Genomic DNA, 25,512 nt, shown 5'->3' with positions numbered 1-25,512 from the left:
GGGCGCGACGGTCGAATTCGAGCGTGACGAGCCGGCCGCCCTTGGCACGACCTTAGAGGCGACTTTCCCCTCGGGACATCAGGGTTTCTCTGTAGAGGGGAGGGCAGGAAATCGGCCAGGTCCCGTCGCGCTCTCCTTGACGTCAAAGTGGCAGTGCGACGCGCCTTAGACCGGCTTGCCGATCCGGGCGCGGCGGCGCGGGGCGATCAATACGAAGCCCGTACGGAACAACTCGCCCGCCTTTGCGAGTTCCGATGCGAGACGTCTGGCGTGCAGGACGGCAGCTTCCAGGTCCGCGCACTCATATCCCGTCCCGTCCTGACAGAGACCATATTTGTCGACGATATGAAAGAAGTAGCGCATGCAGACGGAGTAGGCCGGTGCGGTGTCGACTTCCAGTGACAAGCGTGTAAGAATCCAGGCAAGAGGGATGAGAAACTCAGGGCTCCCGCCAGTTACCTTTCGGCACGCGGCATAAGCTGCGCGTTCCGCGAAATAGGGTGATGTGCACCCCTGCACTCGGGTGATCATCCGATGTTCCCACAGGAGCCGGATCGATAGCGTGGCTCTTTGTCCGACCGGACGCGCGGAGACGACCGATGTCAAACTATGAACCGAACCTGACTAACCCGGGCACTCTTGGCAGCCCGCTCGCCATCGACGCCGGATTGCGCGCCTACATGCTGCGCATCTACAACTATATGGCCGCGGGCGTCGGCCTGACCGCCGTTGTGGCCGGGCTGACCTATCAGCTCACGGGCCCCGCATTGCTCGAGAGCCCGCTGATGTGGGTTTTCATCCTGGCACCGATCGGATTGGTATTTTTCATCGGGTCGCGCATCAATACCTTGTCGGCGGGAACAGCGCGGCTGTTGTTCTTTGTCTATGCCGCGCTGGTCGGCATCTCGCTTTCGATTTTGCTGCACATCTACACCAGCGCCTCGATCACGCGGGTTTTCTTCATCGCGGCAGCGATGTTCGGAGCACTGAGCGTTTTCGGCTATTCGACCAGGCGCGACCTGTCCGGGCTCGGCAGCTTCCTGTTCATGGGCCTGATCGGCGTCATCGTCGCAAGCCTGGTCAACCTCTTCCTGAGGTCGACAGGACTGGATTGGCTGATCTCGATCGTCGGCGTTGGTGTCTTCGCGGGACTGACGGCCTACGATACGCAGCGGATCAAGGCGATGTATGACAACGGAGACGACGAGACCACGACAGGCCGCAAGTCAGTGATTGCGGCGCTGTCGCTCTATCTCAACTTCATCAATTTGTTCATGATGTTGCTGCGCCTGCTTGGCGGGCGGCGGTAGGCGGCTCAGTCGCGGGTTGCTCCACTGCGCTTGCGAGCGCATCGCGCAGGATCTTTTCCTTGCCTTCGTCCAGGGATGTTTTCAGCACGACCCCGCCGGCGTACTTGATATCGTTGAGCACCTTGTCGGCCGTCATGTTCTTGATCAGGACGAAGAGGGCTGCGTTGCCGGGGTGGAGCGATGCCGATAGTTCCTTCACGAAGGAATCATCGATGCCGAAATCGGAGAGTGCACCCCCAAGCGCCCCGGACGCTGCACCGACGGCCACGCCGAGGATCGGGTTCAGAAATAAAACGCCGATCAACAGCCCCCAGAAACTTCCGGTCATCGCTCCCACGGCCGTCGTGTTGACGAGCTGGTTGAGCTTGATGCTGCCAGTGTCGGTTTTGACGGCGATCACGGCGTCGCCGATGGTGATGAGGTATTCCTTCTGCAATTTGATCAACCGCTGACGCACTTCCTCGGCTTTTGCCTCGGTCGGGTACACGATCGCGACGAGATCTGACATCGAAACCTCCTTGAGCGTTTTCGGCCGGGCGGGCGCTGCTGACGGCGCGCTCCAGCGTGACGCTAACCCGCGGATTCCGCCCTCGGCATCGGAGAAAACCCGGGGGCGACGGGATGAATTTTCCGATCCGCGAAAGGCAGGGCGGCAAGCGCCCGCAATACGTTCGGAATTGCATCCTGCTTGGGTTCAGTATGGGGGGAATTCCTCACGGCCGGCTCGGTAATCCACCCGATGTCATGGCCCCTGTCGGGAGCGCATGGTTTCGCTCGAAGAATGCTACCCGGCCAGGACAAATGCCGCTTGGTTGCGGCTTGAGGTTCGCTCATGACTGGGACGCCATCCGCTCAGAAACTCTCGCTGTTCGCCTTGACGGCGATGGTGGTCGGCTCAATGGTGGGCTCGGGCATCTTCTCGCTGCCGAGAACGTTTGGCATCGCCACCGGACCGTTTGGCGCGATCTTCGCTTGGTGCATCGCCGGTGGGGGCATGTACACAATGGCCCGCGTCTTCCAGTTGCTGGCCCAACGGAAGCCCGATCTCGATGCCGGTGTCTATGCCTACGCGAAGGAGGGATTTGGCAACTATCCCGGTTTCCTGTCCATGCTCGGCTACTGGACGGGAAGCTGCATAGGCAACGTATCCTATTGGGTCCTGATCAAGTCGACGCTGGGCGCCTTTTTTCCTGTGTTTGGTGACGGCAATACGGTCATCGCGATCATCGTCGCGTCGGTCGGAATCTGGCTGTTCCACTTCATGATCCTGCGCGGTGTGCAGCAGGCTGCTGCGATCAACACGATCGTCACAATCGCAAAAATTGTACCGATCGTGATCTTCATCGTCATTCTGATCTTTGCGTTCAAAGCCGACATGTTCCGCGCCAATTTCTGGGGCGGCGAGGGCATGCCGGAAAAGGGACTGTTCGACCAGGTCCGCGCGACCATGTTGGTCACCGTGTTCGTGTTTCTCGGAATCGAGGGTGCCAGCGTGTACTCACGCTACGCAAGGGAGCGATCCCATGTTGGCGCCGCGACGATCATGGGCTTTGTCATCGTCACCAGTCTCATGGTGCTCGTCACGATGCTGCCCTATGCTGTGCTTCCCCGTGCCGAAATCGCCGCCATGCGGCAACCATCCATGGCGACGGTGCTTGAAGCGGTAGTCGGCCCCTGGGGCGCTGTCTTCGTCAGCATCGGGCTTCTGGTTTCAGTGCTCGGGGCTTATCTCGCCTGGTCGCTGATCTGCGCCGAGGTGCTTTCAGCGGCGGGCCGGACCAAGGACATGCCGGCTATTTTCGGTACCGAGAATGCGAACAGGGTGCCCGCTTCGGCGTTGTGGCTGACGAATGTGGTCGTTCAGCTTTTCGTCATCAGCACCTATTGGTCGCGAGACGCCTTTGCGCTGATGCTCAATCTGACCAGCGTCATGAACCTCATTCCGTTTTTCCTGGTCGCCGCCTACGGACTCCTGCTGGTCAGGCGCGGCGAGACCTACGAGAAGAATCCGGACCAACGCAGGCGCGACCTGATCTTCACGTGCATCGCCGTCATCTACACCTTGTTTCTGATCTATGCGGCGGGAATGAAATACCTGCTGTTGGCTGCCATTCTCTACGCGCCTGGCACGGTGCTGTATTTCTGGGCTCGTCTCGAACAGAAGGCAAAGGTCTTCACCTCGGTCGAGTGGGGCATCTTCATCGCAGTCGCCGTCGCAGCTGCAGTCGGAATACACGGACTGGCGACCGGCTATATCAGCATCTAGCCCCGGCACGAAAGGAGCCACCAATGGCGAACTCCTCAGCCTTCGGCGTTCATTCCGAGGTCGGTCAGCTTCGGAAGGTGATGGTCTGCTCGCCGGGTCGCGCGCATCAACGGCTGACGCCGTCGAACTGCGATCAATTGCTGTTCGACGATGTGCTCTGGGTGGAGAACGCCAAGCGTGATCATTTCGACTTCGTCACCAAGATGCGCGACCGGGGTGTCGATGTGGTGGAAATGCACAACCTGCTGACCGAAACGGTCGCAGTACCCGAAGGCAAGAAGTGGATCCTCGACCACCAGGTCGTACCAAATCAGGTCGGCCTCGGCTTCATCGACGAGCTGAGAAGCTACCTCTCCGGCCTGGACAACCGCGCGCTTGCGGAAACCTTGATCGGCGGCCTCTCGACCCACGACTTTCCCGAGACGCATGGAGGCGAAGCGATCAAGATAGTCAAGGAGGCGGCGGGCGTCACCGAGTACCTGCTGCCGCCGCTGCCGAACACGCTATACACCCGCGACACGACCTGCTGGATCTATGGCGGTGTGACGCTCAACTCGCTCTATTGGCCGGCGCGGCAGGAGGAAACGATCCTCACAACGGCGATCTACAAGTTTCATCCTGACTTTGCGGGCAAGGTCAACGTCTGGTGGGGCGACCCCACGCATGACCATGGGCTGGCCACGCTGGAGGGCGGCGACGTGATGCCGATCGGCAAGGGCGTCGTGCTGATCGGGATGAGCGAACGCACGTCCCGTCAGGCGATCAGTCAACTCGCGGCGACGCTGTTTGCGAAGAAGGCGGCGGAACGTGTAATCGTGGCGGCGATGCCCAAGATCCGCGCCGCCATGCATCTCGACACCGTGTTCACCTTCGCCGACCGCGACTGCGTGCTGACCGCGCCCGATTTCATCAATCAGACTCGTACCTACTCCTATCGCCCGAGCAATGCGCCGAGTGGCGTCGAATTGCATGCGGAAGAGAAGCCGTTTGTCGGTGTCGTCGAGGAGGCACTGGGTCTCAAGAAACTTCGCGTGGTCAAGGCCGGCGGAAGCGACTATCAGCGCGAGCGAACACAGTGGGACAGTGGCGCCAACCTCGTTTGCGCGTCACCAGGCGTCGTGTACGCCTACGATCGCAACACCTATACAAATACGCTGCTGCGCAAGGCAGGCATTGAGGTGATCACCATCGTTGGTGCCGAGCTCGGCCGAGGTCGCGGCGGCGGTCATTGCATGACCTGCCCGATAATCCGCGACGCCGTGGACTACTAGCAATGGGCAGAAGACGTTTCTGGCGGTGAGACCCATACACCCCCGGGGGACATGGGCCCCTCGCGGCTCGACCGCGATCGCCGCCGGTCGTCGGAACTCGTTACTACGAGCCTGATGTGAGCGTCAGGCTGGACGGTTATCTGACAAATGACCTGTCCTATCGGCTCTATGCGCGCGGGCAGCGGTTGGAGTGCTGCTTGACGAAAGCTTTAATCGTTATTGCAGCGCCTTTGAGCGCCGGCCCTCAACGAGAAGGCACAAACTGCACATTAACATGCGGAAATTCATGTCAGTCATGCGCGGTTTTAGTCGCCATAGAATGTAGCCCTCTGGTTGTAGGAAAAATGCGGGTGTATGCTGCGCCATTCCCTTAGGGGTTCGTGCTTGCGGTCCGGTCGGCTCCGCCGAGACAGACCGTAGCGCGGGTAGCTGTCGAAATTGGCCGCTGAGTCAATTCGGGAGCAGCCTCGAAAGTCGGGTGCGTACCGTGAAGCCTAACAGTCTTCCTGCCAGCGCATTGACGCGGGCCAGCGTCACGAACGAACGGATTGTCTCGGAAGCGGTTGGCGATCGGCCAGACTGGTGCCTCCGTGAAGACCTCCTTTTTGCAGTGCGCCCGTCGCACCGCGGGCGTTTCGTGTACGAGGGTATCAATCGGGCCTTCGAAGCAGCCCTGGGAATGTCTTCGCGCGAAGTGTCCGGGCTGGACATCTTCCATTGTATGGGGATGGAAGATTCAGAGGCCGTCTGTGAGGCCCTTGAGGCGTGCCTTGCCGAGGGAACCGAGGTTAGAATTCATCACAGTCTGACACTGGGTGGCTTCCGGCGAAGTTTCGAGACAATTGTTGTTCCAATTCTCGATCCCGTGGCCGGCGTCATTGTCCGACTGATCGGTCGTCACCGGAATCTCCTCGAGGAGTTTCCCGAAGACGGAACCGACGAGACGGCGGACCTTCGCAGCAGCGTCGGCTTGGCATCCATTCAGGAAGATATCCAGCAGCGGATAGCGTCTGAGCTTCATGATTCGACCTGTCAGCATTTGATCGCCGCGAGTCTCGGCATGATGCGTATCCGTGCCCGCCTTGACACGGTCGATGGGCTGGAGCGCCTCTGTGATGACGTCGACGCCTCGATCGACCAAGCCCTCAGGGAGATCCGCTCGCTCACCTATCTGCTGCATCCTCAGAACCTGATGGCGCAGGGACTTAAGGCGACGATCGAATGCTACGCCCACGGCTTTGCTGAACGTACGTCGTTACGAGTCGGCATCGGCATCGACGCCTCCGTTGATCTGCTCTCTTACGCGAGCCAGCGTTCGTTGCTGCGGGTCGTCCAGGAAGGACTCACGAATATATTTCGTCATGCGAAGGCGACAGAAGTCAAAATTGTCGTCGACGCGACGAACGGGCAGTTCCGCTTGACGATCAGCGACAACGGGCGCGGCTTTCCGGCCCGCCGCGCGACAGACGGTAGCGGCGCGATGTCGATGGGCGTCGGAATTCCGGCCATGAGGGCGAGACTTAAGCAGCTTGGAGGGACGCTAGAGATCCGGTCCGGGCCAGAAACGCTGCACTCCGGCACAACGTTGTGCGCGGTGTTCCCGCAGCGCGTTGAAGCGAAGCGGCGCAAGCGGCGATCGCCGTTGCAATCGTGAGTGCCGTGCGGTCGCTCAGTCGAGAGATCACGGGTCGCCGGCGCTGAGCGGATTCCGACCGGCAGCTTCCGGCACTCGAAGGCGGAGCAGGGTGTTGATGATCGGGAGTTCCTGCCATGAAGCGAATTCTTATTGCCGACGATCACGAAGCAGTTCGTTCGGGTCTCCGCGCGGTGCTGGCGCAACGTGCCGACTGGGAGGTTGTCGCTGAGGCGAGTGACGGCAGCAAGGCAGTCGCCGCCGCGATCGAGAGCCAGCCGCATGTCGCGATCGTCGATTTCTCCATGCCGCGCATGACAGGGGTTGAGGTCGCCAGGCGGATCAAGGAGTACCCGCTCTTGACCGAGGTTCTGATCTTTACCGTTCACAACTCCAGTCTGCTGGCGCAGCAGGCCTATCAGGCCGGCGCGCGGGCATTCCTGGTGAAGTCTGACGCGAACAAGCTGCTGCTGGCGGCTGTCGATTCGCTACTGCTTCACAGACCATTCTGTATCAGGAGCGGGTCGAATGAAGTCGATCACGGACCGGCTGACGCCGAGAACGTGTACCAGGGACTTACACCGCGCGAGCGGCTTGTCGTCAAGCTGGTCGCCGAGGGTTATAGCAACAAGGGCATCAGCGCCATCCTGAACCTGAGCGTGAAGACGACAGAGGCTCACCGCGCGGCTGCGATGCGAAAGCTCGACGTGAACTCGACCGCCGGTCTGGTTCGATACGCAGTTCGAGCAAGGCTGGTTGACGAGTGATCACGTGTGCGAACGTCAGTACATTCGCCCGGGCGCATCAGGGTTTTGCAGGATAACCCTTTGAAGAATGGCCGGTATGATCGGCTCGCTGGGCTGCCGGTCATGTCTGTTGACTGCCCGATGGATTCGGGGCCGACATACGGGAACGACGCCGTGAAGCGCATCGTGATTGCCGACGATCATGAAGTCGTGCGTTCTGGGCTTCGCGCGATCGTCGATACGCGCTCCAATTGGATCGTCAGCGGAGAGGCAACCAACGGGGAGCAGGCTGTGGCTCTGGCGTTGGAGACGCTTCCTGACATTGTTATCGTCGATTATTCAATGCCGCTCATGAACGGGATCGAAGTCAGTCGCCGCCTCAAGTTGATGCATCTGCGTTCTGAAGTATTGATCCTCACGATGCACGAAAGCGAGGAACTGTTGACCGAAGCCATTATGGCCGGTGTCCGCGGCTTCCTGTTCAAGTCGGACGCCCGGAAGCATTTGATCTTCGCAATCGAGGCCTTGCTTGACGGCAGGCCCTACTTCACCAGTGTGCTTCTGGAGAAGCTGCTGCACGACTATCAAATCAACAAGCAGAACAAGTCTGACGTGCTGCTCACCTCGCGCGAGCAGAGCGTGGTTCAGCTCATCGCGGAGGGGCATACGAACAGATCAATCAGCGCCATCTTGAAGCTGAGCGTAAAGACCGTCGAGACCCATCGTGCCGCAGCCATGCGCAAGCTCGGGATGTCATCGACCGCTGAGCTTGTCCGTTATGCAATTCGCAAGAAACTGGTCGCGCCCTGAGCCGGGCGATGGCCGAACGGCCGGCCTGGGCTTCGCGTTGCGTGCCGTGTCGATCAGCGGCGCGCTGTTGGTTCGTCTCGGATCAGATGGGTGCCCTCAACTCGAGGCTCGACGAGCCGCAATGGCCGTCATCTCGAGCTTGACGCCAGGACCGAGGTCGGCGACGCCGATGACCGCGCGCGCCGGTAGCGAAGTTTCCGCGAAGCATGCTTTCCAGGCCGTATTGAATGCGGCCTTCTCGCTGAGCTTGGTAATGAAGATCGTCACTTGCAGGACATGGGACCGATCGGATCCCAGGGTTTCCAGCAAGCGCGACAACTGGCCGAGTACATCGTTTGCCTGGCCGGCCATATCCAGGCTTGTGTCCTCGGGAACAATTCCGCCGATGTAGAGCACGCCGTTGTGCTCGACAACTTCGTGGAGCAATCCTTCATACGGCAGGACGCGCTTGATCATGGTGCCACCTTTTGACGTTGTCGGGACGTCGAGACGTTTGTCGGAATAGCTGTTGAATCCGCCGACAAGTCAACACGTCATCGACGCGTCCCGGCCTGAAGCCGGTGCGCCCGCCATCCCCAAAGCATCACACCCAGCCACCATCGACGATGTAGTGCTGAGAAGTGCAGGCGGAGGCCTCGTCGGAGGTAAGGAAGACGGTGAATTTCGCGACCTCGTCCGGCACCAGCCTGCGCTTCAGGCACTGTCGCTGCTGAAGTTCGGCCTCGCCCGCCGGCGTCATCCATTTCTCGAGCTGGCGCTCGGTCATGATCCAGCCCGGCGCGATTGCGTTGACGCGGATGTTGTAGGGACCGTAGTCGCGCGCCAGCGAGCGCGTCAGGCCGATCACGCCTGATTTGCTGGCGGTGTAGGCCGCCATGCCGCCTTGCCCTGCAATCCAAGATACCGAGCCGAAATTGATGATGGCACCGGCATTCGCGGCCTTCATGTCCGGCAGCACGGCTTGCGACGCAAAGAACTGGTGCTTCAGATTCACTGCGACGCGGTCGTCCCAATATTCCGGCGTCATCTCCTCGGTCTTGTGCCGTTCGTCGTGCGCGGCGTTGTTGATCAGGATGTTGATCGGGCCGTGCGTCTCGCGTGCCTTCACCACACCGGCGCGCAGCGCGGGGATGTCGGTCAGGTCGACGTGCTGGAAATGCGCAGCCAGTCCCTGACCGGACAGCTCGCGCGCCAGCCGTTGGCCTTCGTCGACCTTGATGTCGAAGAACACGACTTTGGATTTCTGCTCCGCGAAGCGCCGCACGATCGCAGCGCCAATTCCCGCCGCACCTCCGGTGACGAGCACGACCTTGCCAGCGAGGTCGGAATAGATGGCAGCCATGGGCACCTCCGGGTTTGTTGCGGACGACGCGACAGGCCGCCCCGACTCTTTTCCGGACCTTAGCCATTCCTTGCGTGAGGTGCATAGGTCAGATTTTAAGTTGCGTACCTCAAAAATTGAAGGCAGGATTGCGGCCAAAGAATAATAGCCTGGGAGGATGTGATGAGACTGCTCCGGAAGCTGGGACTCGCCGCTGCCGCATGCCTGCTTGGCGCCAATGTCGCCGCAGCCGACACCACGGTGAAATGGCTCCACATCGAGGTCAACCCGGCTCAGGTGAAGATCTGGGAGGAGGTTGCACGCAGCTATGAGGCGTCGCATCCCGGCGTCAAGGTCGAGATGCAGTTCCTCGAGAACGAGGCCTACAAGGCCAAGCTGCCGACCATCCTGCAATCCAAGGACCGGCCGAACATCATCTATAGCTGGGCCGGCGGCGTCCTGAAGACGCAGATCGAAGCCGGCGTGCTCGACGACATCACCGACCAAGTGAAGGGCTATAGCGACAGCCTGACGCCGGCTGCGCTCGCTGCATTCACACGCAACGGCCGCGTCTATGGCTTGCCCGTCGCGCTGTCGCAGGTCGGATTCCTCTGCAACAAGGAACTGATGGCCAAGGCGAAGGTCGATCCCGCCGCGATCAAGACCTGGGACGATCTTCTCGCCGCGGTGAAGACGCTCAAGGCCGCGGGCGTGACGCCGATCGTGGTCGGCGGCGCCGACAAATGGCCGCTGCACTTCTACTGGACCCACCTTGCGGTGCGGGTCGGTGGCAAGGCAGCGTTCGACGCTGCATTGCGCGGCGAGAATGGTGGCTTTGCCGGCGAGACCTTCCGGAAGTCCGGCGAGCTGTTCAAGCAGCTCGTCGATCTCCAGCCTTTCCAGAACGGCTTCCTCGGTTTCAAGAACCCGCAGGCCGTCGGCTATTTCGGCGACGGCAAGGCCGCGATGACGCTCGCGATCTCCACAGTCTATAATTTGCAGCGCGCACTCGCCGCCGACAAGGTCGGATTGAGCGAAGACAAGATCTGCTGGTTCGATTTTCCCGTCGTTGCCGGCGGCAAGGGCGCGCCGACGGATACGCTCGGCGGCATCACCGGGTGGCTGGTCACCAAAGGCTCGCCAAAGGAAGCGGTCGATTTCCTGAAGTACTTCATCTCCAAGGACGTGCAGACGCGACTTGCCGCGGGCAACTACATCATCCCCGTGGTGCAGGGCGCGGACGCCGGCCTCAACAATTCCTTCATGAAGGTGATCGCGGCCAATCTCGCGAAGTCGAACTACCACCAGAATTTCTATGACCAAAGCCTCGGCCCGTCGGTCGGCCGCGTCGTCAACGACGTCGCCGCGGAGATCGCCGGTGGCAGCATGAGCCCGCAGGACGCCGCGAAAGCGATCGATGCGGCGTGGAAGCAGGGCAATTGACGGTGGCGCGGCGGATCGCGATTGCGTCGCCGATGGGTGTTGCGGGCGAGACGACCGCGCAGGTCGCAGTCCGCGGCCCGAGCTGGGACGGCCGCTTCACCGTCCTGATCCTGTTCCTGCCGCCGGCACTCCTGCTGTTCACGTTGTTCGTGGTGCTGCCGATCGGCGAAGCCGCCTGGTACTCGGGCTTCAACTGGAACGGTTTCGGCCGGCCGACCAACTGGATCGGTTTCGACAACTACCGTTTCGTGCTGGAGACACGTGCGTTCTGGCTCGCGTTGCGCAACAACGGGCTGATTATCGCGGTCTCGCTCGCGGTCCAGTTGCCGCTAGCGCTCACGCTGGCTCTGATGCTCGCCGAGCGCTTTCGCGGGGCGGTCGCGCTGCGCATGCTGTTCTTCATGCCCTATATCCTGGCGGAGATCGCGACCGGGTTGATCTTCTCCTTCGTCTATGACGGCGACTATGGCCTCGTCGCCTCGATCTGGCGCACCTTCGGCGCCGAGCCGCCGCATCTGCTGGCCTCGACCGACACGGCGATGCTGGCAGTGCTGATCGTGATCGTCTGGAAGTACTTTGGCTTCCACATGATGCTGTTCATTGCGGCGCTCCAGAGCCTCGACAAGAGCCTGGTCGAGGCGGCGCGGATCGACGGCGCAACGCGCTCGCAAGCCTTGCGCCACGTCGTCATTCCCTTGCTCTATCCGACGATCCGGCTCTCGGTGTTCTTCGCCATCGTCGGCTCGCTGCAGCTGTTCGACCTCGTCATGCCGCTGACGCGCGGGGGGCCTGCGGATTCCTCCAACACGATGGTGAGCTTCCTCTACAACAACGGCATCTCGCGCATGCGGGTCGGTTACGGCAGCGCCATCGGCGTCATCCTGTTCGTGATCTGCGTGACCTTCGCCTTCACCTACAAGCGATGGTTCATGCGCGATGAGTAGTGCCGAGACCACCCGCGCGCCGTTCGATCCCGTCGTGCTGTTCAAGGCGGCGTTCCTCGCCGTCGTTGCCATCTTCGTGCTGGTGCCCTTGCTCGCGACTTTGCTTGGCGGCTTCAAATCGCTCGGCGAATTGCGCGTCAATCCGTTCGGGTGGCCCACGCATTGGGAATGGCAGAATTACGCCGACATCCTGTTCTCCGGGCGTTACTGGCAGCTCTTGCGCAACTCGCTGATCATCTCGACGCTCACGGTGACATTGACCCTGATCACAGCCTCGATGGCGGCGTTCACCTTCGCTCATGTCAAGTTTTACGGCTCATCGATGTTGCTGAGCTACCTGACGCTCGGCCTGCTGTTTCCGGCAGCGACCGCGGTATTGCCGTTGTTCATCAAGGTGCGCGATCTCGGGCTGCTCGACACTTATTTCGGCGTTGCGCTGCCGCAGGTCGCGTTCAGCCTTGCCATGAGCGTGCTGCTGCTGCGGCGCTTCTTCAGGGATATTCCCCATGAACTGCTCGAAGCGGCGCTGGTCGATGGCTGCAGTTATATCAAGTTCTTCCGCTACGTGACGCTGCCGTTGTCGCGGCCGATCCTCGCGACCGTCGGCACCATCACCTTCGTCAACAGCTGGAATGCCTATCTTCTGCCGCTAGTGATGCTCAACACCGATGCGCTCTATCCCTGGCCGCTCGGCATCATGATTTACCAGGGCGAATATTCGTCCGAATGGCACCTGATCCTCGCCTTCATCACGCTCACCATCCTGCCGACGATCATTCTGTTCCTGCTGGCACAGAAGCACATCGTCGCCGGCCTCACTGCAGGCGCGGTCAAGGGATGAACGCAATTTCACGGAGATCACAATGAGAAAAGTCGGCGTCGGAATCATCGGCTGCGGTGTGATCAGCACCGCTTACCTCAAGGCAGCCCAGCGCTTTCCGGTCATGGAGGTGCGGGCATTGGCCGACATGCGCAGCGATGTCGCGGAGCGGCAGGGTGCTGCCTTTGGGCTGCCGGCGATGCGGGTCGACCAGTTGCTTAAGCGTGACGACGTCGAGATCGTCATCAATCTCACCGTGCCGCTCGCCCACACCGATGTCAGCCTCGCGGTGCTGAACGCCGGCAAGCACGTTCACTCCGAGAAGCCGCTCGGCATCAACGTCGCGGAGGCCCGCAAGGTGATGGATCTCGCCGCGCAGAAGAACCTGCGCGTCGGCTGCGCGCCCGACACCTTCCTCGGCGGTGGCCACCAGACCGCGCGCAAGCTGATCGACGACGGCGCCATCGGCACGCCGGTGGCGGGCAGCGCCTTTTTCGGCTGCCCTGGCCACGAGCGCTGGCATCCGGCGCCGGGGTTCTATTATTTGCGGGGCGGCGGGCCGATGCTCGACATGGGTCCGTACTACATCACCGATCTCGTGCAGTTGCTCGGCCCGGTCGCGAGCGTGATGGGCTCGACGGCGCGCCCGAAATCCGAGCGTCTGGTCACCAGCCAGCCGATGAACGGCACCCTGATCCCGGTCGAGGTTTCGACCCATGTCGCGGGTACGCTCGAATTCGAGAGCGGGGCGGTCGTCTCGATCGCGATGAGCTTCGATGTGCCGAAACACCGGCACGCGCCGATCGAGATCTATGGCGACAAGGGCAGCATGCTGGTGCCGGACCCGAACCGCTTCGGCGGCGAGGTGCAGGTCGCGAAGACCGGCGGCGAATGGGAGACGGTGCCATTGACGCATGGTCACGTCGAAGGTGAGTTCCGTTCCATCGGTGTCGCCGACATGGCTTCCGCCATCCTGAACAACCGGCCGCATCGTGCCAGCGGTGCGCTCGCCTTCCACGTGCTGGAGGTGATGGAGGCGTTCCAGACCTCCGCCGACGACGGGCGGCGCGTCAAGATCGAGAACCGCGTCGAGCGGCCGGCGATGCTGCCGGCCGGACGTGAAACCGGACAGATCGACTGAGGGCAGAAACATGCGCAGGGCAATGATTGTATGGGGCGGCTGGCCGGGACACGACCCCGATCTCTGTGCCTCGATGATCCGCGGCTGGCTGAAGGCGGAAGGCTTCGAGGTCCGGATCGAAACCACGACGGAGGCATTCGGGGATCCGGCGATCCATGATCTCTCGTTGATCATCCCGATCTACACCATGTCGAAGATCGAGAAGGCGGACGCGCTCAATCTCTGCGCGGCGGTGCGTAGCGGCGTCGGGCTTGCCGGCCATCATGGCGGCATGTGCGATGCGTTCCGCGAGTCGGTCGACTACCAGTTCCTGTGCGGCGGGCAGTGGGTCGCCCATCCCGGCAACATCATCGACTACAAGGTCGACTTGACGAAGCCGGATGATCCCATCATGAAGGGCCTGAAGAGTTTCGAGCATCGTTCCGAGCAGTATTACATGCATGTCGACCCCGCCAACGAGGTGTTGGCGACGACGACTTTTACCGGCGAGCACGCATCCTGGATCGATGGCGTGGTGATGCCGGTGGTCTGGAAGAAGCGATACGGCGCGGGCAGGGTGTTCTATTCCTCGCTCGGCCACCGTGCCTACGAACTCGACGTCCCGGAGATCCGGACGTTGATGACCCGCGGCATGCTGTGGGCAGCGCGCGAATGACAGCTGGCGCGACGCAGCCGGCCGTTCGCGCCACGTTGGAGGACGTCGCGCGTGCGGCAGGCGTTTCGCTCGCCACTGTCGATCGCGTCGTCAACCGGCGCGAGGGCGTGCGCGCCAAGACCGTCGCGCGTGTCGAGGCGGCGGTTGCCAAGCTCGGTTACCGCGCCGACGTGGCGGCCGCACGGCTCGCACGCGGACAAAGTTTTCGCTTCGCCTTCGTGCTGCCGTCCGGCAGCAACAGCTTCATGACCAACCTGACCGAGCAGGTCCAGCGCACCGCGGACTGGCTCGCCGGCCAGCGCGGCTTCATCGATATCCTCCATGTCGACGTGTTCGATCCGGATGTGCTGGCCGGCGCGCTGGAAAATCTGTCGCCGGCCTATCAGGGCGTCGCCGTCATCGCGCTCGACCATCCCAGGGTGCGCGCCGCGATCGATGAGCTTACCGCGCGCGGGGTCACCGTGGTGACCCTCGTGTCGGACGCGCCGAGTTCGCGCCGCCTGCATTATGTCGGTATCGACAACCCGGCCGCGGGACGGACGGCATCGACGCTGATGGGGCGCTTCCTTGCCGGGCGCGAGGGGACAGTCGCCGTGATCGCGGGATCGTTGTCGCTGCGCGATCATACCGAGCGCCAGTTCGGCTTCCACCAGATCCTGTCCAGCGAATATCCAAACCTGCGTGCCCTACCTGTCATCGAGGGCCGCGACGACAGCGAGCGCACGCGGGAGCTCACTACCGCGCTGCTCGCGCGCCATGCCGATCTCCGCGGCATCTATTGCTGCGGCGCCGGAAACCGTGGCATCGCCGATGCGCTCGAGGCATCCGGCCGCGCGCGCGAGGTGGTCTGGATCACCCATGAGCTGACCCAGTACACGCGACGTTTCCTGGTCCGCGGCACGCTCGATGCCATCATCAACCAGGACCCCGGCCATGAGGCGCGGTCAGCGGCGCGCGTCCTGCTGGCGCATTGTTCCGGCGAGCCGATCAGCCCGGACCAGGAGCGCATCCGCATCGACATTTTTCTGCGGGACAATCTGCCGTAAGTTAGAGCATCGGAGCGGCAGCTCTGGTTTTGCCCGTTAACACCAACGTATCGGTTTGCCGCCTTGCTTCGCACTTTCCTCGGCAAGGATCGCGATGCGCGTGGCGCGCAGGGCGTCCTTTGCCGAGATTTGCAGGGCTTCGCCGCAGGCGAGATGATCGAAGACGAAGCCGGCAGGCGAGCCACCCGGAGGGAGGTCGACCTCACGTCTCGCTCGTGTTGCGGTTTCCACGAGAAGCCGGTTCTCGGCGAACAGCACGTCCGCGCGCCCGCGCGTCCCCGAGATACGCATGGCATAGTCGCCGTGGCGAGGAGAGGCTTCCGGCTGAATCCAGTCCACTTCGATTGAAAATTGCGGGCCGTTGTCGCAGGCGAGAATGGCGCGTCCCAGAGCGGGGAAGCTCGTCGTGCCGGCAGCAGGCGTCGGCGTGACCCAGCCGCTGATCGTGCCGCTGGTGTGCCCCGTCAGCCAAAGTGCCAGATCGATGTCGTGGACCGTCAGATCGGCGAGAATGCCGCCATAGGTGGACGGCTCGAACATCCATGCCGGACGACGACTTGGCACGAGCTTGTGCGGCCCGGTCGAGCTGATCGATACGATGTCTCCCAACTCGCCGCTTTCGAGAACCGCGCGGAGCGCGAGCGTGACCGGGTAAAAGCGCTTCTCCAGCAGAAGCGTCAACAGGTCGCGCCCGGCAAGGGCGTCCTCAATCAGGCTGAGCTGCGGAAGCGTCACCGCCATCGGCTTGTCGACGATCGCAAAAATATTCCGGTGCAGCAGTTCGGCCACGATCGGAGCTCTGAGACCGAACTCGGTGAAAACAGCCGCGGCCTGAACCTTGTGCGCTTCCAACAACGCGATCGGGTCGGCATAGCCGACAGCCTGCGTGCGTCGTTCCAGCTCGGCGAGGCGCGCTGGGTCTTGATCGGCGACCGCCGCGATCCTGACGTCGGTCCTGGCTGCGACCTCCGAGAGCACGTATTCGACGTGCGGATGAGCCGCGCCGATGATGGCGATATCGAGCGCAGAAGGGGCATTACCTGGCATCGAAGGCCATCTCCGGCGCGACGTCGTTGGGAGTGACGGCCCGGCGTTCCTCGGCCGAGCGATAGATTGCTGTGACCACGCGCGTCGCGTCGAACCCATCCCTGAACGGAGTGGCGGGGGGCCGTCGCTCCCGGACCGCCCCGACGAAGTCGCGCCATTGCGCGATATGCCCCTCGATGCCGATCGCCTTGGGATCGTTCGCGGCACTTCCTGGTCCTGTCGCGCTCACAGGCTGTGGCACACCGGGAAAATCCCAGCGAACGATGCTGTCGTGCGCGAGCTCGCAACTGCCGCGATCGGTGAACAGGCGCAGCATGGCCGGCCGTCCCGGCGGCAGTGCCGTGCTCGTCACGATCACGCCCAGAGTGCCGGATGTGAAGGACAGCAGGGCCGTCGTCGTGTCCTCGATCGCGTGCGTGTGTCCGAGCGTTGCCGTCTGGCCTTGAACGCTCGCGACTGGTCCGAACAGCCAAAGCATCAGATCCAGATTGTGGACGCCCTGGTTGAAGAGCGAGCCGCCGCCGTGATCGGCTTCGGCGCGCCATGGCTTCTCCGCGTAATATGCGTCGGAGCGATACCAATGGATCGCGGCCTCGATCAGGCGCGGTTGTCCGAGGTGGCCCGCATCGAGCAGCGTCTTGATTGCCTGGTGCTGCGGCTCGAGCCGGCGCTGCGAGACCACGCCGCATGTGAGTTGCGAACTCTCGGCCGCACGCACAAGGGCTGCGGCCTCGGCCGGATCGATGCAAAGCGGCTTCTCGACAAGCACATGCCGGCCGGACCTGATGGCGGCAAGGGCAGCGTCATGATGCGCGCCGCTCGGCGTACAGATCACGACGGCGTCGATGTCGGCGCCAGCCAGCATGGCGTCCGTGGTTGCAAATGTCGGAACAGGTTTGCCATCGATGCATGCGGCGATCTGCTCGGGGGTGCCACTGGCGACAGCGGCCAAAACGGTCGTGTCGAGCGCCCTGATCGCTCGCGCGTGCGTTTCACCGATCGCCCCTGGACCGACCAACCCGATGCGAAGTTGGCTCATCTCAGTTCCTCAATGGTTGGCTGGAAAAGGGCTGACCAGCGACATAAACGGTCTCGGGGATGATGGACCCGTCGTCTCCGACACGAAATCGAAGCAGATCCGCAGGTGAACCGACTGTTAGAGCCGGAAGCCGGAATGGTGCGCGAGGATTGATCGTTGCCAGCCTCAATGCCTCGGCCAGCGTCAATCCGGCCATGCGTTTCGCCGTCGCAATTCCGAATGCGAGGCTGGCCGCTGCTCCCGCCAGAAACGGCGTGCCGATGACTTCCAGCCGTCCATTTGCCTTCAGCTCGACGCGTCCGCCCACTGGCATGTCGTAGATCGCGGGTAGACAGCCCGCGAGCGCGACGGCGTCCGAAACCAGCATGGAACGTCCGAGGCCCTTTGCGCGGAGCATGGCTTTGAAGGTCTCGGGCGGAAGGTGGTGGCCATCTGCGATGAAGCTCGCCCAGAGCCTGTCCTCCGCCAACTGCGCCCAGATCGGGTTGGGATGCCGCGGCAGTTCGGCCGCGATGCCGTTGCCGAGGTGCGTTGACAAATTGGCGCCAGCCTCGACCGCGGTGGCGATCTGATCCGTCGTGGCGTTGGTATGGCCGAGCGCAACATGAACGCCGCGCGAGCGAAGCCCTCGCACATAGTCGGTCGTCGCCGGCCAGTGCGGTGACAAGGTCACCAGGCCGACGAGGTTTCCGCTGGCGGCTTGCCAGGCATCGAACTCATCGAGATCCGGTGGTCTGACGTGTTCGGCCGGGTGCGCGCCGCGAGGACCGTCCTCCGGTGCGATATGGGGCCCTTCGACATGGACGAAGGGGATTGCGTGCCTGATCAGCGGATCGCTGTCGCGTGCTTGCGCGATCGCCTTCAACGCATCGATGAGCGCGGTGCGCGATGCCGTGATCAGCGTCGGAGCAAAACGCGAAACGCCACTGCCATGGACGGCAAGGGCGAGATCGCGAACCGTCTGAGGATCGGTGCCACCATTGAGGTCATGGCCACCAAAACCGTTCAATTGCAGATCGAACAGCCCGAGCGACAACCAATGCCCGTCGTCGGTACCACCGGGGGCGATGCCTGAGATGCGGCCATCGATGATCGTGATCGTATGAGGCTGTCCGGTCTCCGGATCGCGGCCCGAGACATGTGTCGTCTCGTTGGTCATGCGCGTGCCGGCGCTTGCAGCGAGAGCTGGGATGGTGCGGAATCGCGGTCGAGATACAGCGTACATCGCGGATGCGTCCGCAATGCGCTCGCCGGGCAGGCAGCGCCAATCGGGCCGTACAGGGATTGCTCGACGGCGGCGCGCTTGGCGGCGCCGGGCACCACGCAGAAAAGCCGATCAGCGTCCAGCAACCGGGGGATCGTCAGGGTGATCGCGTGGGTCGGGACGTCGCCGAGAGTCGCAAAACACTTGTCGTCGACCTGCTGCTGACGGCAGATCGCGTCGAGCTCGACGATCTTGACGTGTTTGGTGTCGTGCAAATCCGCGACGGGCGGATCGTTGAACGCCAGATGTCCGTTGACGCCGATGCCGAGGCACACGATGTCGATCGGGGCCTCGGCCAGAAGGGCGGTGTAACGCGCCGCTTCGCGATCCGGATCTGATTCCTGTCCGATCAAATGGACGGCGCCCAGAGGAACGCGCGAAAAGAAATTGCGGGTCAGCCACACGCCGAAGCGCTCTGGCGCTTGCGCCGGAAGCCCGAGATATTCGTCCATGTGGAAGGCGGTCACGCGTCGCCAATCGATATCGCGCTCTGCCGCCAGCGCGTCCAACATCTCTGCCTGACTCGGAGCCGCGGCGAACACCATCCTCACGCTGTCTTGCCGCGCGAGGCGATTGCGCAGCGCGGCAGCGATGTCAGACGCCGCAGCCCGGCCCATCGCATCCCGCGTCTCTGATATCGCGATCCCTGATGTCGCGATGTCTGGAGCGACCGAAGCCATCATCTCATCCGTGGTTCTTGTCGGGGCCTGTCACTCCGCGCCATCAAGGATGTAATGCAATCGGTTGCATGTCAAGCTTGCGCCTCGGCGGCGATCAATGCATGAGTAGTGCCGAGATCCCGCACAGGAGGCGCCCCCGGTGAAACGCGATTCCGACGGCAGGGAGCGGCGCTCGGAGATTACGCCGACCATAAGTCAGGTCGCAAAGATCTCCGGCGTCTCGCGCGCGACCGTATCGCGTGCCTTCACGCGACCGGAAATGCTCAGTGAGGAGACCGTCCGGCGCGTCAAGGCGGTCGCCGACAAGTTGGGATATGTGCCCAACCAGGTCGCGCGCGCGCTTTCGACCGGACGGCACGGCAATGTCGCGCTCATCGTCTCCGACGTTGCGAACCCGTTCTTCCCGCCTTTGATCAGAGCCGCCCAGCTTCATGCCGACAGGGCGGGACTATGCGTCTTTCTGGGCAATTCGGACGAGGATCCCGCCCGTGAGGAATTGCTGCTCGGTCGCTTCATCGGCCAAGTGGAAGGGCTCGTGCTCGCCTCATCCCGCCTGGACGAGGCGCAAATCCGGATCTATGCGGCGCGCCGGCCGCTGGTGCTGATCAACCGCGACATCGAGGGAATTACGCGAGTCTTGATCGACACGGCACCGGGCGTTGCAGCGGCGATCGCGCATCTTGCCGAACTCGGGCATCGGCACATCGCTTATGTCAGCGGCCCCACGACGTCATGGTCGAACCAGCAACGGCGCAACGCCGTCCGCAAGGAGGCGGCGAAACGCGGGCTCAAGGTGATCGCCATTCCGGCCCGTCCGCCATCTTACGATACCGGGCGATTGGCCGCCGCCCCGATCGTTGCAAGCGGAGTGACTGCGGCGATCGCGTTTGACGACCTGGTTGCGCAGGGTCTGCTGGCGGGGCTTGCCGCCCTCGGCGTCGAGGTGCCCAGATCGTTCAGCGTCGTCGGCTGCGACGATGTCCTCGGCGAAACCACTTACCCGCAGCTCACGACAGTGTCGGCGCGTTGCGCCGATGCCGGCGACGTCGCCGTTGGCCTCCTGCTCAGCCAGTTGAACGGTGGTGCGTCGGGCGAGATTCGTCACAAGCTGAACTCTCATCTCGTCGTTCGTGCGAGCACCGGTCCGGCGCCCGCAAAACGAAGAAGCCGCTGACGATTTGGTCAACAGCCTCGGAAAGCGGCAATGGATCGCAATTGACACGCAACCGGTTGCATGACAGCCTTTGATCGGGATTTATGTAGTTCTGGGAGCGGGGACATGGCCTTCATCGCGACATCCGTCGGCACGTTCGGATATCCAACTCCTCCCAGGAAGAAGCGTCTTTCATTGCTATCGGCTGCGCGATGGCTGGCGGTGGCTGTCGCCCTGCCAATGCTGGCGTCGCCGGCGTCGGCGGAGAAGCTGACGATCTGGAGCGGCTGGCCTGACCTCGCCCCGTTTTACAAGCGCGTCGGAGACCAGCTGAAGGCGAAGTATCCCGATCTCGAAATCAGCGTCGAGGCAATCGCGTTGCGTGAGCATGAGAAGCGGCTGGCGCTGTCGCTTCCATCCGGCGCGGCCGGAGACGTCATCGAGATGGAGGTCGAGGCTGCCAGATATCTGGAGGCTGGCCTGATTCCGGAGCCACCTGCTTCGATCGTGGATTTCGTCAAAGCCAACTACGACATGACGCGGGTGAAGACCGCGACGTATGACGGCAAGATTTACGGCGTCCCGTTGTTCCAGGGGCAGGGTGCGCTGTTCTACAACACCGACATGTTTGCCAAGGCCGGACTTAATTCGCCTCCCAAGACGATGGCGGAATATACGGCCTACGCGCAGAAGCTCGTCCAGCGTGACGCGTCCGGCGCGCCGACCGTCAGCGGCTGGAGTTTGCGTCTCAGCGGCGGTGGCTCCGGTATTGCCGAGAAGTACTGGACGATCCTCTATAATTTCGGCGGGACCTTGCTGGAGGAGAAGGGCGGGAAGTGGCGCGCGGCCTATGCGAACGAGGCCGGCCGCAACGCGCTCAAGCAATATCTCGACAACGTCGTGAGCTATCGGACGGTGTCGCCGGAGATGAAGGCGGACGCTGAAGCCTTCGAGCTCGGCCAGACCGCGATGTTCATCCGGGAGTCCTGGGTGATCGGCGACGTCGCCAAGAAGGCGCCCACCCTCAAATACGCGACGGCGCCGTTGCCGAAGGGCACGTTGATGGTCCCGGTGGACCTCTACGTCCCCAACAAGGGACCGAAGAGCCAGATTGCCTGGGATTTCGTTCAGAAGGCGAACGAGCCGGAGAATTTGCTGTGGCTGCTCGAGAACACGGCGTGGGTGCCCAATCGCAAGGGGCTCGATTACTCCGCGATCCTCGGCAAGATCCCCCAGCTCGGCGCGTTCGTGAACACCCCCGCCGACCACGTCTTCTTCACCGTTCCTGCGATCAGTCCGGCCAGCGAAATCCTGACCCGGCTCGCGGCCCGGCTCGAGAAGGCATTCACCGACAAATCGCTGGCAGGAAACGATGCAGCCATCGACGCTTTCCTGAAATCCGCGGCCGAGGAGAGCGACAAGATCCTTGCCCGGGAAGATCTGCTAGCCAAGTAAGCTCGCAATCAATGGTCACGACGACACAATTGCAGCGCTAGCCGGCGGCCGCTCCTGGAGACTCCATGCGTTCCAAGCCGAAATGGCTGTTTCCGGTTCTGGCGCTGGTCCCGGTTCTGGGCCTCTATGCTTGCCTGCGCGTTTACCCCATCGCCGAGACACTGCGTCTCAGCCTGTTCAAGTGGAACATCATCTCGCGGCGCAAGCCGTTCGTCGGACTCGACAACTTCGTCGAGTTGATGAGCGATCCGCTGTTTCTCGAAGCGATCTTCAATACCACCGTCGTCGCCTTCGGCGTCCTGGTGATCACGATTCCGGTCGGACTCGCGCTCGCCGCGCTGATCAACGGTCGGCAGGGGCTGCGGCGCAGCGGCTTCTACGAAACCTCGATCTTCCTGCCGCACGTCGTCTCGCTGGTGCCGGCGGCGATGGCCTGGAAGTGGATCTTCGATGCGAGGCTCGGGCCACTCAACGCCTTCATCGGATGGTTCGGAATCCCGGCTCAGTCCTGGTTGTTCGACCCCGTCCTGTCGATCGTGTGCCTGATCGTTCTGTGCTCCTGGCAGTCGATCGGCTACGCCGTGCTGATTTTTCTCGTCGGGTTGAAGAACGTTCCCGAGGCGCTCTATGAAGCGGCGCGCCTCGATGGCGCATCCCCGTTTCAGGCCTTCCGCTACGTTGCAATACCGCTGTTGAAGCCGGTGATGCTGTACGTGTCGGTGATCACGTTGATCTCGTCGTATAACATCTATGCGCAGGCCTTTGTCCTGGCCTCGGACGTCCAGGGCGCGCCGGGACATCTCGTTCGCGTCCTCGTCCTCGACATGCTCGAAAATAGCTTTCGAAACTACCGGGTCGGCTACGCCGCCGCCGAAGCCGTGGTCCTTCTCGTGATCGTGCTCGTTCTGACCGGCGCGCAGTTCAGGCTGTTTCGGGATCGGAGCCGGGCGTGAGCGATCCAGACCATCCGTCCAGCGATATCGATCGGAACACGCCTGCCGGCCTCGCGATCGACGTCGTTCTTTTTGCCGTCGGCCTGATGATGCTGTTGCCGCTCGTCTTCCTGATCAGCAACGCGTTCAAGACGCCGCCGGAATTGCTGGCGTGGCCACCCACCATCATCCCGGACCGACCGACGCTGGAGAACATCCTCGGCGTGTTGCACGAAACGCCGCTGCTTCGCTGGATCGGCAACACGCTCGTCTTTGCAGCGCTTTCGACGGCCAGTATCGTCTCCACCTCCGCCATCGCCGGCTATGTGCTCGGCAAGTTCGACCTGAAATGGTTCCCGGCCGTCTTCGGCATCATCATCGCGACATCGGTCGTTCCCTTCGAAGTCTACATGATCCCGCTCTACCTGAATGTTCAGGCTGCGGGGATGTTGAACACACTGCCCGGGCTCATGGTCGGCTATCTCGTGATGAGCTTCGGCATCTTCCTGGTGCGGCAATATGTGACGACGTCGATCCCCGACGAGCTTCTGGAGGCTGCGCGAGTGGATGGGGCGGGCGAGGGGTGGATCTTTCTGCGGATCGTGCTGCCGCTGATGCGAGGGCCTCTGGGGGCGCTGGCCGTGCTGGCTTTCTTCCAGGCCTGGACCGCATTCGCATGGCCGCTCGTCGTGACGACCAACAAGGATACGTATACGCTCGAGGTGGGGCTGGCGTTGTTTCAGACCGGCTTCACGGTGGATATCGGTCATCTCAGCGCGGCCGCTGCGCTTGCCCTCGTTCCAAGTGCACTGTTCTTCTCGCTGATGCGCCGAAATTTCGTGCGTGGCGTGGCTGGAACCGGTCTGAAGGAATGATCGCCGCGTCCCATTGGGCTGTCGTAGGAGCGCGCAGGACGTGATTGAACAGGAATACGATACGATCATCATCGGCGGAGGTTCGGCCGGAGCGACGCTGTCCGCGCGCCTCAGCGAAGATCCATCGCATCGTGTGCTGCTGCTCGAGGCGGGGCAGGATCTCCGCACCGCGACCACGCCGGAACACATTCGCATCCCCAACCCGATGCGCGCCATCGGTGACGACGACTTCCGCTGGCCGAAGCTGTTGGCGCGACGCACCGAGCGGCAGCAACCGCTTCTGCTCTGGCGTGGCCGCGCCATGGGCGGCAGCTCGACCATCAATGGCCAGATCGCGATCCGCGCCGTTCCCGACGACATCGACCGCTGGGCGGCCGCGGGCTGCACGGGCTGGTCGTGGGACGAGCTCCTGCCCTATTTCTGCAAGCTCGAAACGGACAAGAATTACCCAGACGCACCCTATCACGGCGATCGCGGTCCGATCCCGGTGTATCGCGCCCCGATCCCGGATTGGGGCAACGTCGACCGCGCGCTGCGCGCATCGGCGCTCGGCCTGGGCTATGGCTGGTGTGAGGATCACAACGCGCCTGCAGGCACCGGCGTCTCGCCCTACGCCATCAATAGCGAGGGTGGCCTGCGCATCTCAACCAATGACGGCTATCTGGAGCCGGCGCGCGCTCGCGCCAATCTCGACATCGTCGGTCACGCGCTGGTCGATACCGTCACCTTCGAAGGCAACCGGCTGCACGCCAACGGCGTCCGGGTCCGCGTGAACGGTCGATCCTACACGCCCCGTGCGACGCGCGACGTGATCCTCTGCGCCGGCGCGATCCATTCGCCGGCCATCCTGCAGCGCTCCGGCATTGGGCCCGCCTCCCTGTTGGAGAGGCTCGGCATTCCCATCCGCGCGGACTTGCCGGCGGGCGAGAATTTGCTGGATCATCCGATCGTCAACGCATTGTTGCATTTGCGCGAAGGCAGCCAGGTCAGCACGCTGATGCACCGACACACCAATTGCTGCCTGCGCTACGCCTCCGGCCTCGCAGACGCCGGCGACAACGACATGATCATGATCGCCGGCAATCTTGCGCGCTCGTCGCATTCGATGGCCGATGTTACGCTGGGGCGTATCGCCGTTTCCGTCTATCAGGCGTTCAGCCAGGGCTACGTTCGCATCGTGACGACCGACCCCGAGGTCGATCCGGTGGTCGAGGAGCGCATGCTGTCCGACCCTCGCGATCTCGTGCGAATGCGCGACGGCGTCCGCCGCCTGCGCGATATCTGCCTGCAGCCTGCGGTGGCCGATATCGCTCACCGCGTCGACTATGGCGCCAGCGGACGCTCCATGGACGCGCCGTTCAGTGATACAGAGCTGGATGATTGGCTGTTCGCCGAGTGCAGCGACGCGCAGCACGCCAGCGGCACCTGCAGAATGGGCGCGCTGGACGACGCACGTTCGGTCGTCGATCACGAATGCCGCGTGATGGGATGCACAGGATTGCGCGTGATCGATGCCTCGATCATGCCGGAAGTCCCGCGCGCCAACACCCATTTGACCACCGTCGCGATCGCTGAGCGCATGGCAGATCGGTTGAAGGCCGCAAGGTAGATGGCCGCACCGTAATCCTTCGGCCTGTAAGATGTTGCCGCAGCCGGCAGCG

The 25,512-nt window shown here is 62.5% G+C and carries 25 protein-coding genes; 17 read left to right on the top strand and 8 right to left on the bottom strand.

Going from position 1 to position 25,512, the window contains the following annotated elements:
* Positions 1-165: 165 nt before the first annotated feature.
* Positions 166-405, bottom strand: coding sequence for a DUF6894 family protein (locus tag K3F49_RS05195; protein ID WP_234679814.1), 240 nt, complete (start codon positions 403-405; stop codon positions 166-168).
* A gap of 194 nt (positions 406-599) precedes the next feature.
* Here K3F49_RS05195 and K3F49_RS05190 point away from each other — a divergent pair, with 194 nt between their 5' ends.
* Complete coding sequence (locus tag K3F49_RS05190; RefSeq protein ID WP_234679813.1) at positions 600-1,310, top strand: Bax inhibitor-1/YccA family protein; 711 nt, start codon at positions 600-602, stop codon at positions 1,308-1,310.
* Here the strand turns inward: K3F49_RS05190 and K3F49_RS05185 are convergent.
* A complete protein-coding gene (locus K3F49_RS05185; RefSeq protein WP_234679812.1) occupies positions 1,273-1,818 on the bottom strand; it encodes a DUF1269 domain-containing protein in 546 nt (181 codons plus the stop codon). The two genes, K3F49_RS05190 and K3F49_RS05185, sit on opposite strands and share 38 nt — an antisense overlap.
* A gap of 324 nt (positions 1,819-2,142) precedes the next feature.
* Between K3F49_RS05185 and K3F49_RS05180 the strand changes: the two genes are divergently transcribed.
* The 5 genes from K3F49_RS05180 (at position 2,143) to K3F49_RS05160 (ending at position 8,036) form a co-directional block, all read left to right on the top strand.
* Entirely contained in the window at positions 2,143-3,576 is a 1,434-nt protein-coding gene (locus tag K3F49_RS05180) for a basic amino acid/polyamine antiporter (protein WP_234679811.1), read from the top strand.
* A gap of 23 nt (positions 3,577-3,599) precedes the next feature.
* The gene (arcA, locus tag K3F49_RS05175; RefSeq protein ID WP_234679810.1) at positions 3,600-4,847 is read left to right on the top strand and encodes an arginine deiminase; all 1,248 of its coding nucleotides are present in this window, start codon (positions 3,600-3,602) and stop codon (positions 4,845-4,847) included.
* Between the two features lie 478 nt (positions 4,848-5,325).
* Positions 5,326-6,501: a sensor histidine kinase gene (locus tag K3F49_RS05170; protein ID WP_234679809.1), complete on the top strand. Its 1,176-nt coding sequence runs from the start codon at positions 5,326-5,328 to the stop codon at positions 6,499-6,501.
* Positions 6,502-6,617: 116 nt separating this feature from the next.
* Complete coding sequence (locus K3F49_RS05165; RefSeq protein WP_234679808.1) at positions 6,618-7,247, top strand: response regulator; 630 nt, start codon at positions 6,618-6,620, stop codon at positions 7,245-7,247.
* 153 nt (positions 7,248-7,400) lie between these two features.
* The gene (locus K3F49_RS05160) at positions 7,401-8,036 is read left to right on the top strand and encodes a response regulator (protein ID WP_234679807.1); all 636 of its coding nucleotides are present in this window, start codon (positions 7,401-7,403) and stop codon (positions 8,034-8,036) included.
* A gap of 96 nt (positions 8,037-8,132) precedes the next feature.
* Here the strand turns inward: K3F49_RS05160 and K3F49_RS05155 are convergent, their stop codons facing one another.
* A complete protein-coding gene (locus tag K3F49_RS05155) occupies positions 8,133-8,492 on the bottom strand; it encodes a RidA family protein (RefSeq protein ID WP_234679806.1) in 360 nt (119 codons plus the stop codon).
* Between the two features lie 127 nt (positions 8,493-8,619).
* Entirely contained in the window at positions 8,620-9,378 is a 759-nt protein-coding gene (locus K3F49_RS05150; protein WP_234679805.1) for an SDR family NAD(P)-dependent oxidoreductase, read from the bottom strand.
* Positions 9,379-9,540: 162 nt separating this feature from the next.
* On the opposite strand from K3F49_RS05150, the gene K3F49_RS05145 reads away from it, so the two are divergent.
* Genes K3F49_RS05145 through K3F49_RS05120 form a run of 6 tightly spaced genes read left to right on the top strand, consistent with a single transcriptional unit; the run spans position 9,541 to position 15,406 of the window.
* Positions 9,541-10,800 carry an extracellular solute-binding protein gene (locus K3F49_RS05145; RefSeq protein WP_234679804.1) on the top strand — a complete coding sequence of 420 codons (1,260 nt, stop codon included), beginning with the start codon at positions 9,541-9,543 and terminating at the stop codon, positions 10,798-10,800.
* 2 nt (positions 10,801-10,802) lie between these two features.
* A complete protein-coding gene (locus K3F49_RS05140; RefSeq protein WP_234680576.1) occupies positions 10,803-11,744 on the top strand; it encodes a carbohydrate ABC transporter permease in 942 nt (313 codons plus the stop codon).
* A complete protein-coding gene (locus K3F49_RS05135; RefSeq protein ID WP_234679803.1) occupies positions 11,737-12,585 on the top strand; it encodes a carbohydrate ABC transporter permease in 849 nt (282 codons plus the stop codon). Before K3F49_RS05140 ends, K3F49_RS05135 begins: the two co-directional genes overlap by 8 nt.
* Positions 12,586-12,607: 22 nt before the next feature.
* Positions 12,608-13,705, top strand: coding sequence for a Gfo/Idh/MocA family protein (locus K3F49_RS05130; protein ID WP_234679802.1), 1,098 nt, complete (start codon positions 12,608-12,610; stop codon positions 13,703-13,705).
* A gap of 10 nt (positions 13,706-13,715) precedes the next feature.
* Positions 13,716-14,360 (top strand): ThuA domain-containing protein, encoded by a 645-nt coding sequence (locus K3F49_RS05125; protein ID WP_234679801.1) that lies wholly within the window; start codon positions 13,716-13,718, stop codon positions 14,358-14,360.
* The gene (locus tag K3F49_RS05120; protein WP_234679800.1) at positions 14,357-15,406 is read left to right on the top strand and encodes a LacI family DNA-binding transcriptional regulator; all 1,050 of its coding nucleotides are present in this window, start codon (positions 14,357-14,359) and stop codon (positions 15,404-15,406) included. The genes K3F49_RS05125 and K3F49_RS05120 overlap by 4 nt, the downstream gene beginning before the upstream one ends.
* Before the next feature lie 36 nt (positions 15,407-15,442).
* Here the strand turns inward: K3F49_RS05120 and K3F49_RS05115 are convergent, their stop codons facing one another.
* The 4 genes from K3F49_RS05115 to K3F49_RS05100 are packed head-to-tail and all read right to left on the bottom strand — an operon-like array spanning position 15,443 to position 19,373.
* On the bottom strand, positions 15,443-16,453 hold the full coding sequence (locus K3F49_RS05115) for a Gfo/Idh/MocA family protein (RefSeq protein ID WP_249794645.1): 1,011 nt from the start codon (positions 16,451-16,453) through the stop codon (positions 15,443-15,445).
* Positions 16,443-17,492 carry a Gfo/Idh/MocA family protein gene (locus K3F49_RS05110; RefSeq protein WP_234679798.1) on the bottom strand — a complete coding sequence of 350 codons (1,050 nt, stop codon included), beginning with the start codon at positions 17,490-17,492 and terminating at the stop codon, positions 16,443-16,445. The genes K3F49_RS05115 and K3F49_RS05110 overlap by 11 nt, the downstream gene beginning before the upstream one ends.
* A gap of 1 nt (position 17,493) precedes the next feature.
* Positions 17,494-18,651, bottom strand: a complete 1,158-nt coding sequence (locus K3F49_RS05105) for an N-acetylglucosamine-6-phosphate deacetylase (RefSeq protein ID WP_234679797.1) — start codon at positions 18,649-18,651, stop codon at positions 17,494-17,496.
* Positions 18,648-19,373, bottom strand: coding sequence for a glucosamine-6-phosphate deaminase (locus K3F49_RS05100; protein WP_234680575.1), 726 nt, complete (start codon positions 19,371-19,373; stop codon positions 18,648-18,650). The genes K3F49_RS05105 and K3F49_RS05100 overlap by 4 nt, the downstream gene beginning before the upstream one ends.
* A 202-nt stretch (positions 19,374-19,575) precedes the next feature.
* On the opposite strand from K3F49_RS05100, the gene K3F49_RS05095 reads away from it, so the two are divergent.
* The 5 genes from K3F49_RS05095 (at position 19,576) to K3F49_RS05075 (ending at position 25,460) form a co-directional block, all read left to right on the top strand.
* Positions 19,576-20,610 carry a LacI family DNA-binding transcriptional regulator gene (locus tag K3F49_RS05095; RefSeq protein ID WP_234679796.1) on the top strand — a complete coding sequence of 345 codons (1,035 nt, stop codon included), beginning with the start codon at positions 19,576-19,578 and terminating at the stop codon, positions 20,608-20,610.
* Between the two features lie 60 nt (positions 20,611-20,670).
* Entirely contained in the window at positions 20,671-22,044 is a 1,374-nt protein-coding gene (locus K3F49_RS05090; protein ID WP_234679795.1) for an extracellular solute-binding protein, read from the top strand.
* Positions 22,045-22,109: 65 nt separating this feature from the next.
* Positions 22,110-22,997 (top strand): carbohydrate ABC transporter permease, encoded by an 888-nt coding sequence (locus K3F49_RS05085; RefSeq protein ID WP_234679794.1) that lies wholly within the window; start codon positions 22,110-22,112, stop codon positions 22,995-22,997.
* A complete protein-coding gene (locus tag K3F49_RS05080) occupies positions 22,994-23,851 on the top strand; it encodes a carbohydrate ABC transporter permease (RefSeq protein ID WP_234679793.1) in 858 nt (285 codons plus the stop codon). Before K3F49_RS05085 ends, K3F49_RS05080 begins: the two co-directional genes overlap by 4 nt.
* 40 nt (positions 23,852-23,891) lie before the next feature.
* A complete protein-coding gene (locus K3F49_RS05075) occupies positions 23,892-25,460 on the top strand; it encodes a GMC family oxidoreductase (protein WP_234679792.1) in 1,569 nt (522 codons plus the stop codon).
* Positions 25,461-25,512 lie beyond the last annotated feature (52 nt).

This window comes from Bradyrhizobium monzae (genome assembly GCF_021458635.1).
In the GTDB taxonomy this organism is placed as follows: Bacteria; Pseudomonadota; Alphaproteobacteria; order Rhizobiales; family Xanthobacteraceae; genus Bradyrhizobium.
This window is presented reverse-complemented; position numbering and strand designations above follow the sequence as displayed.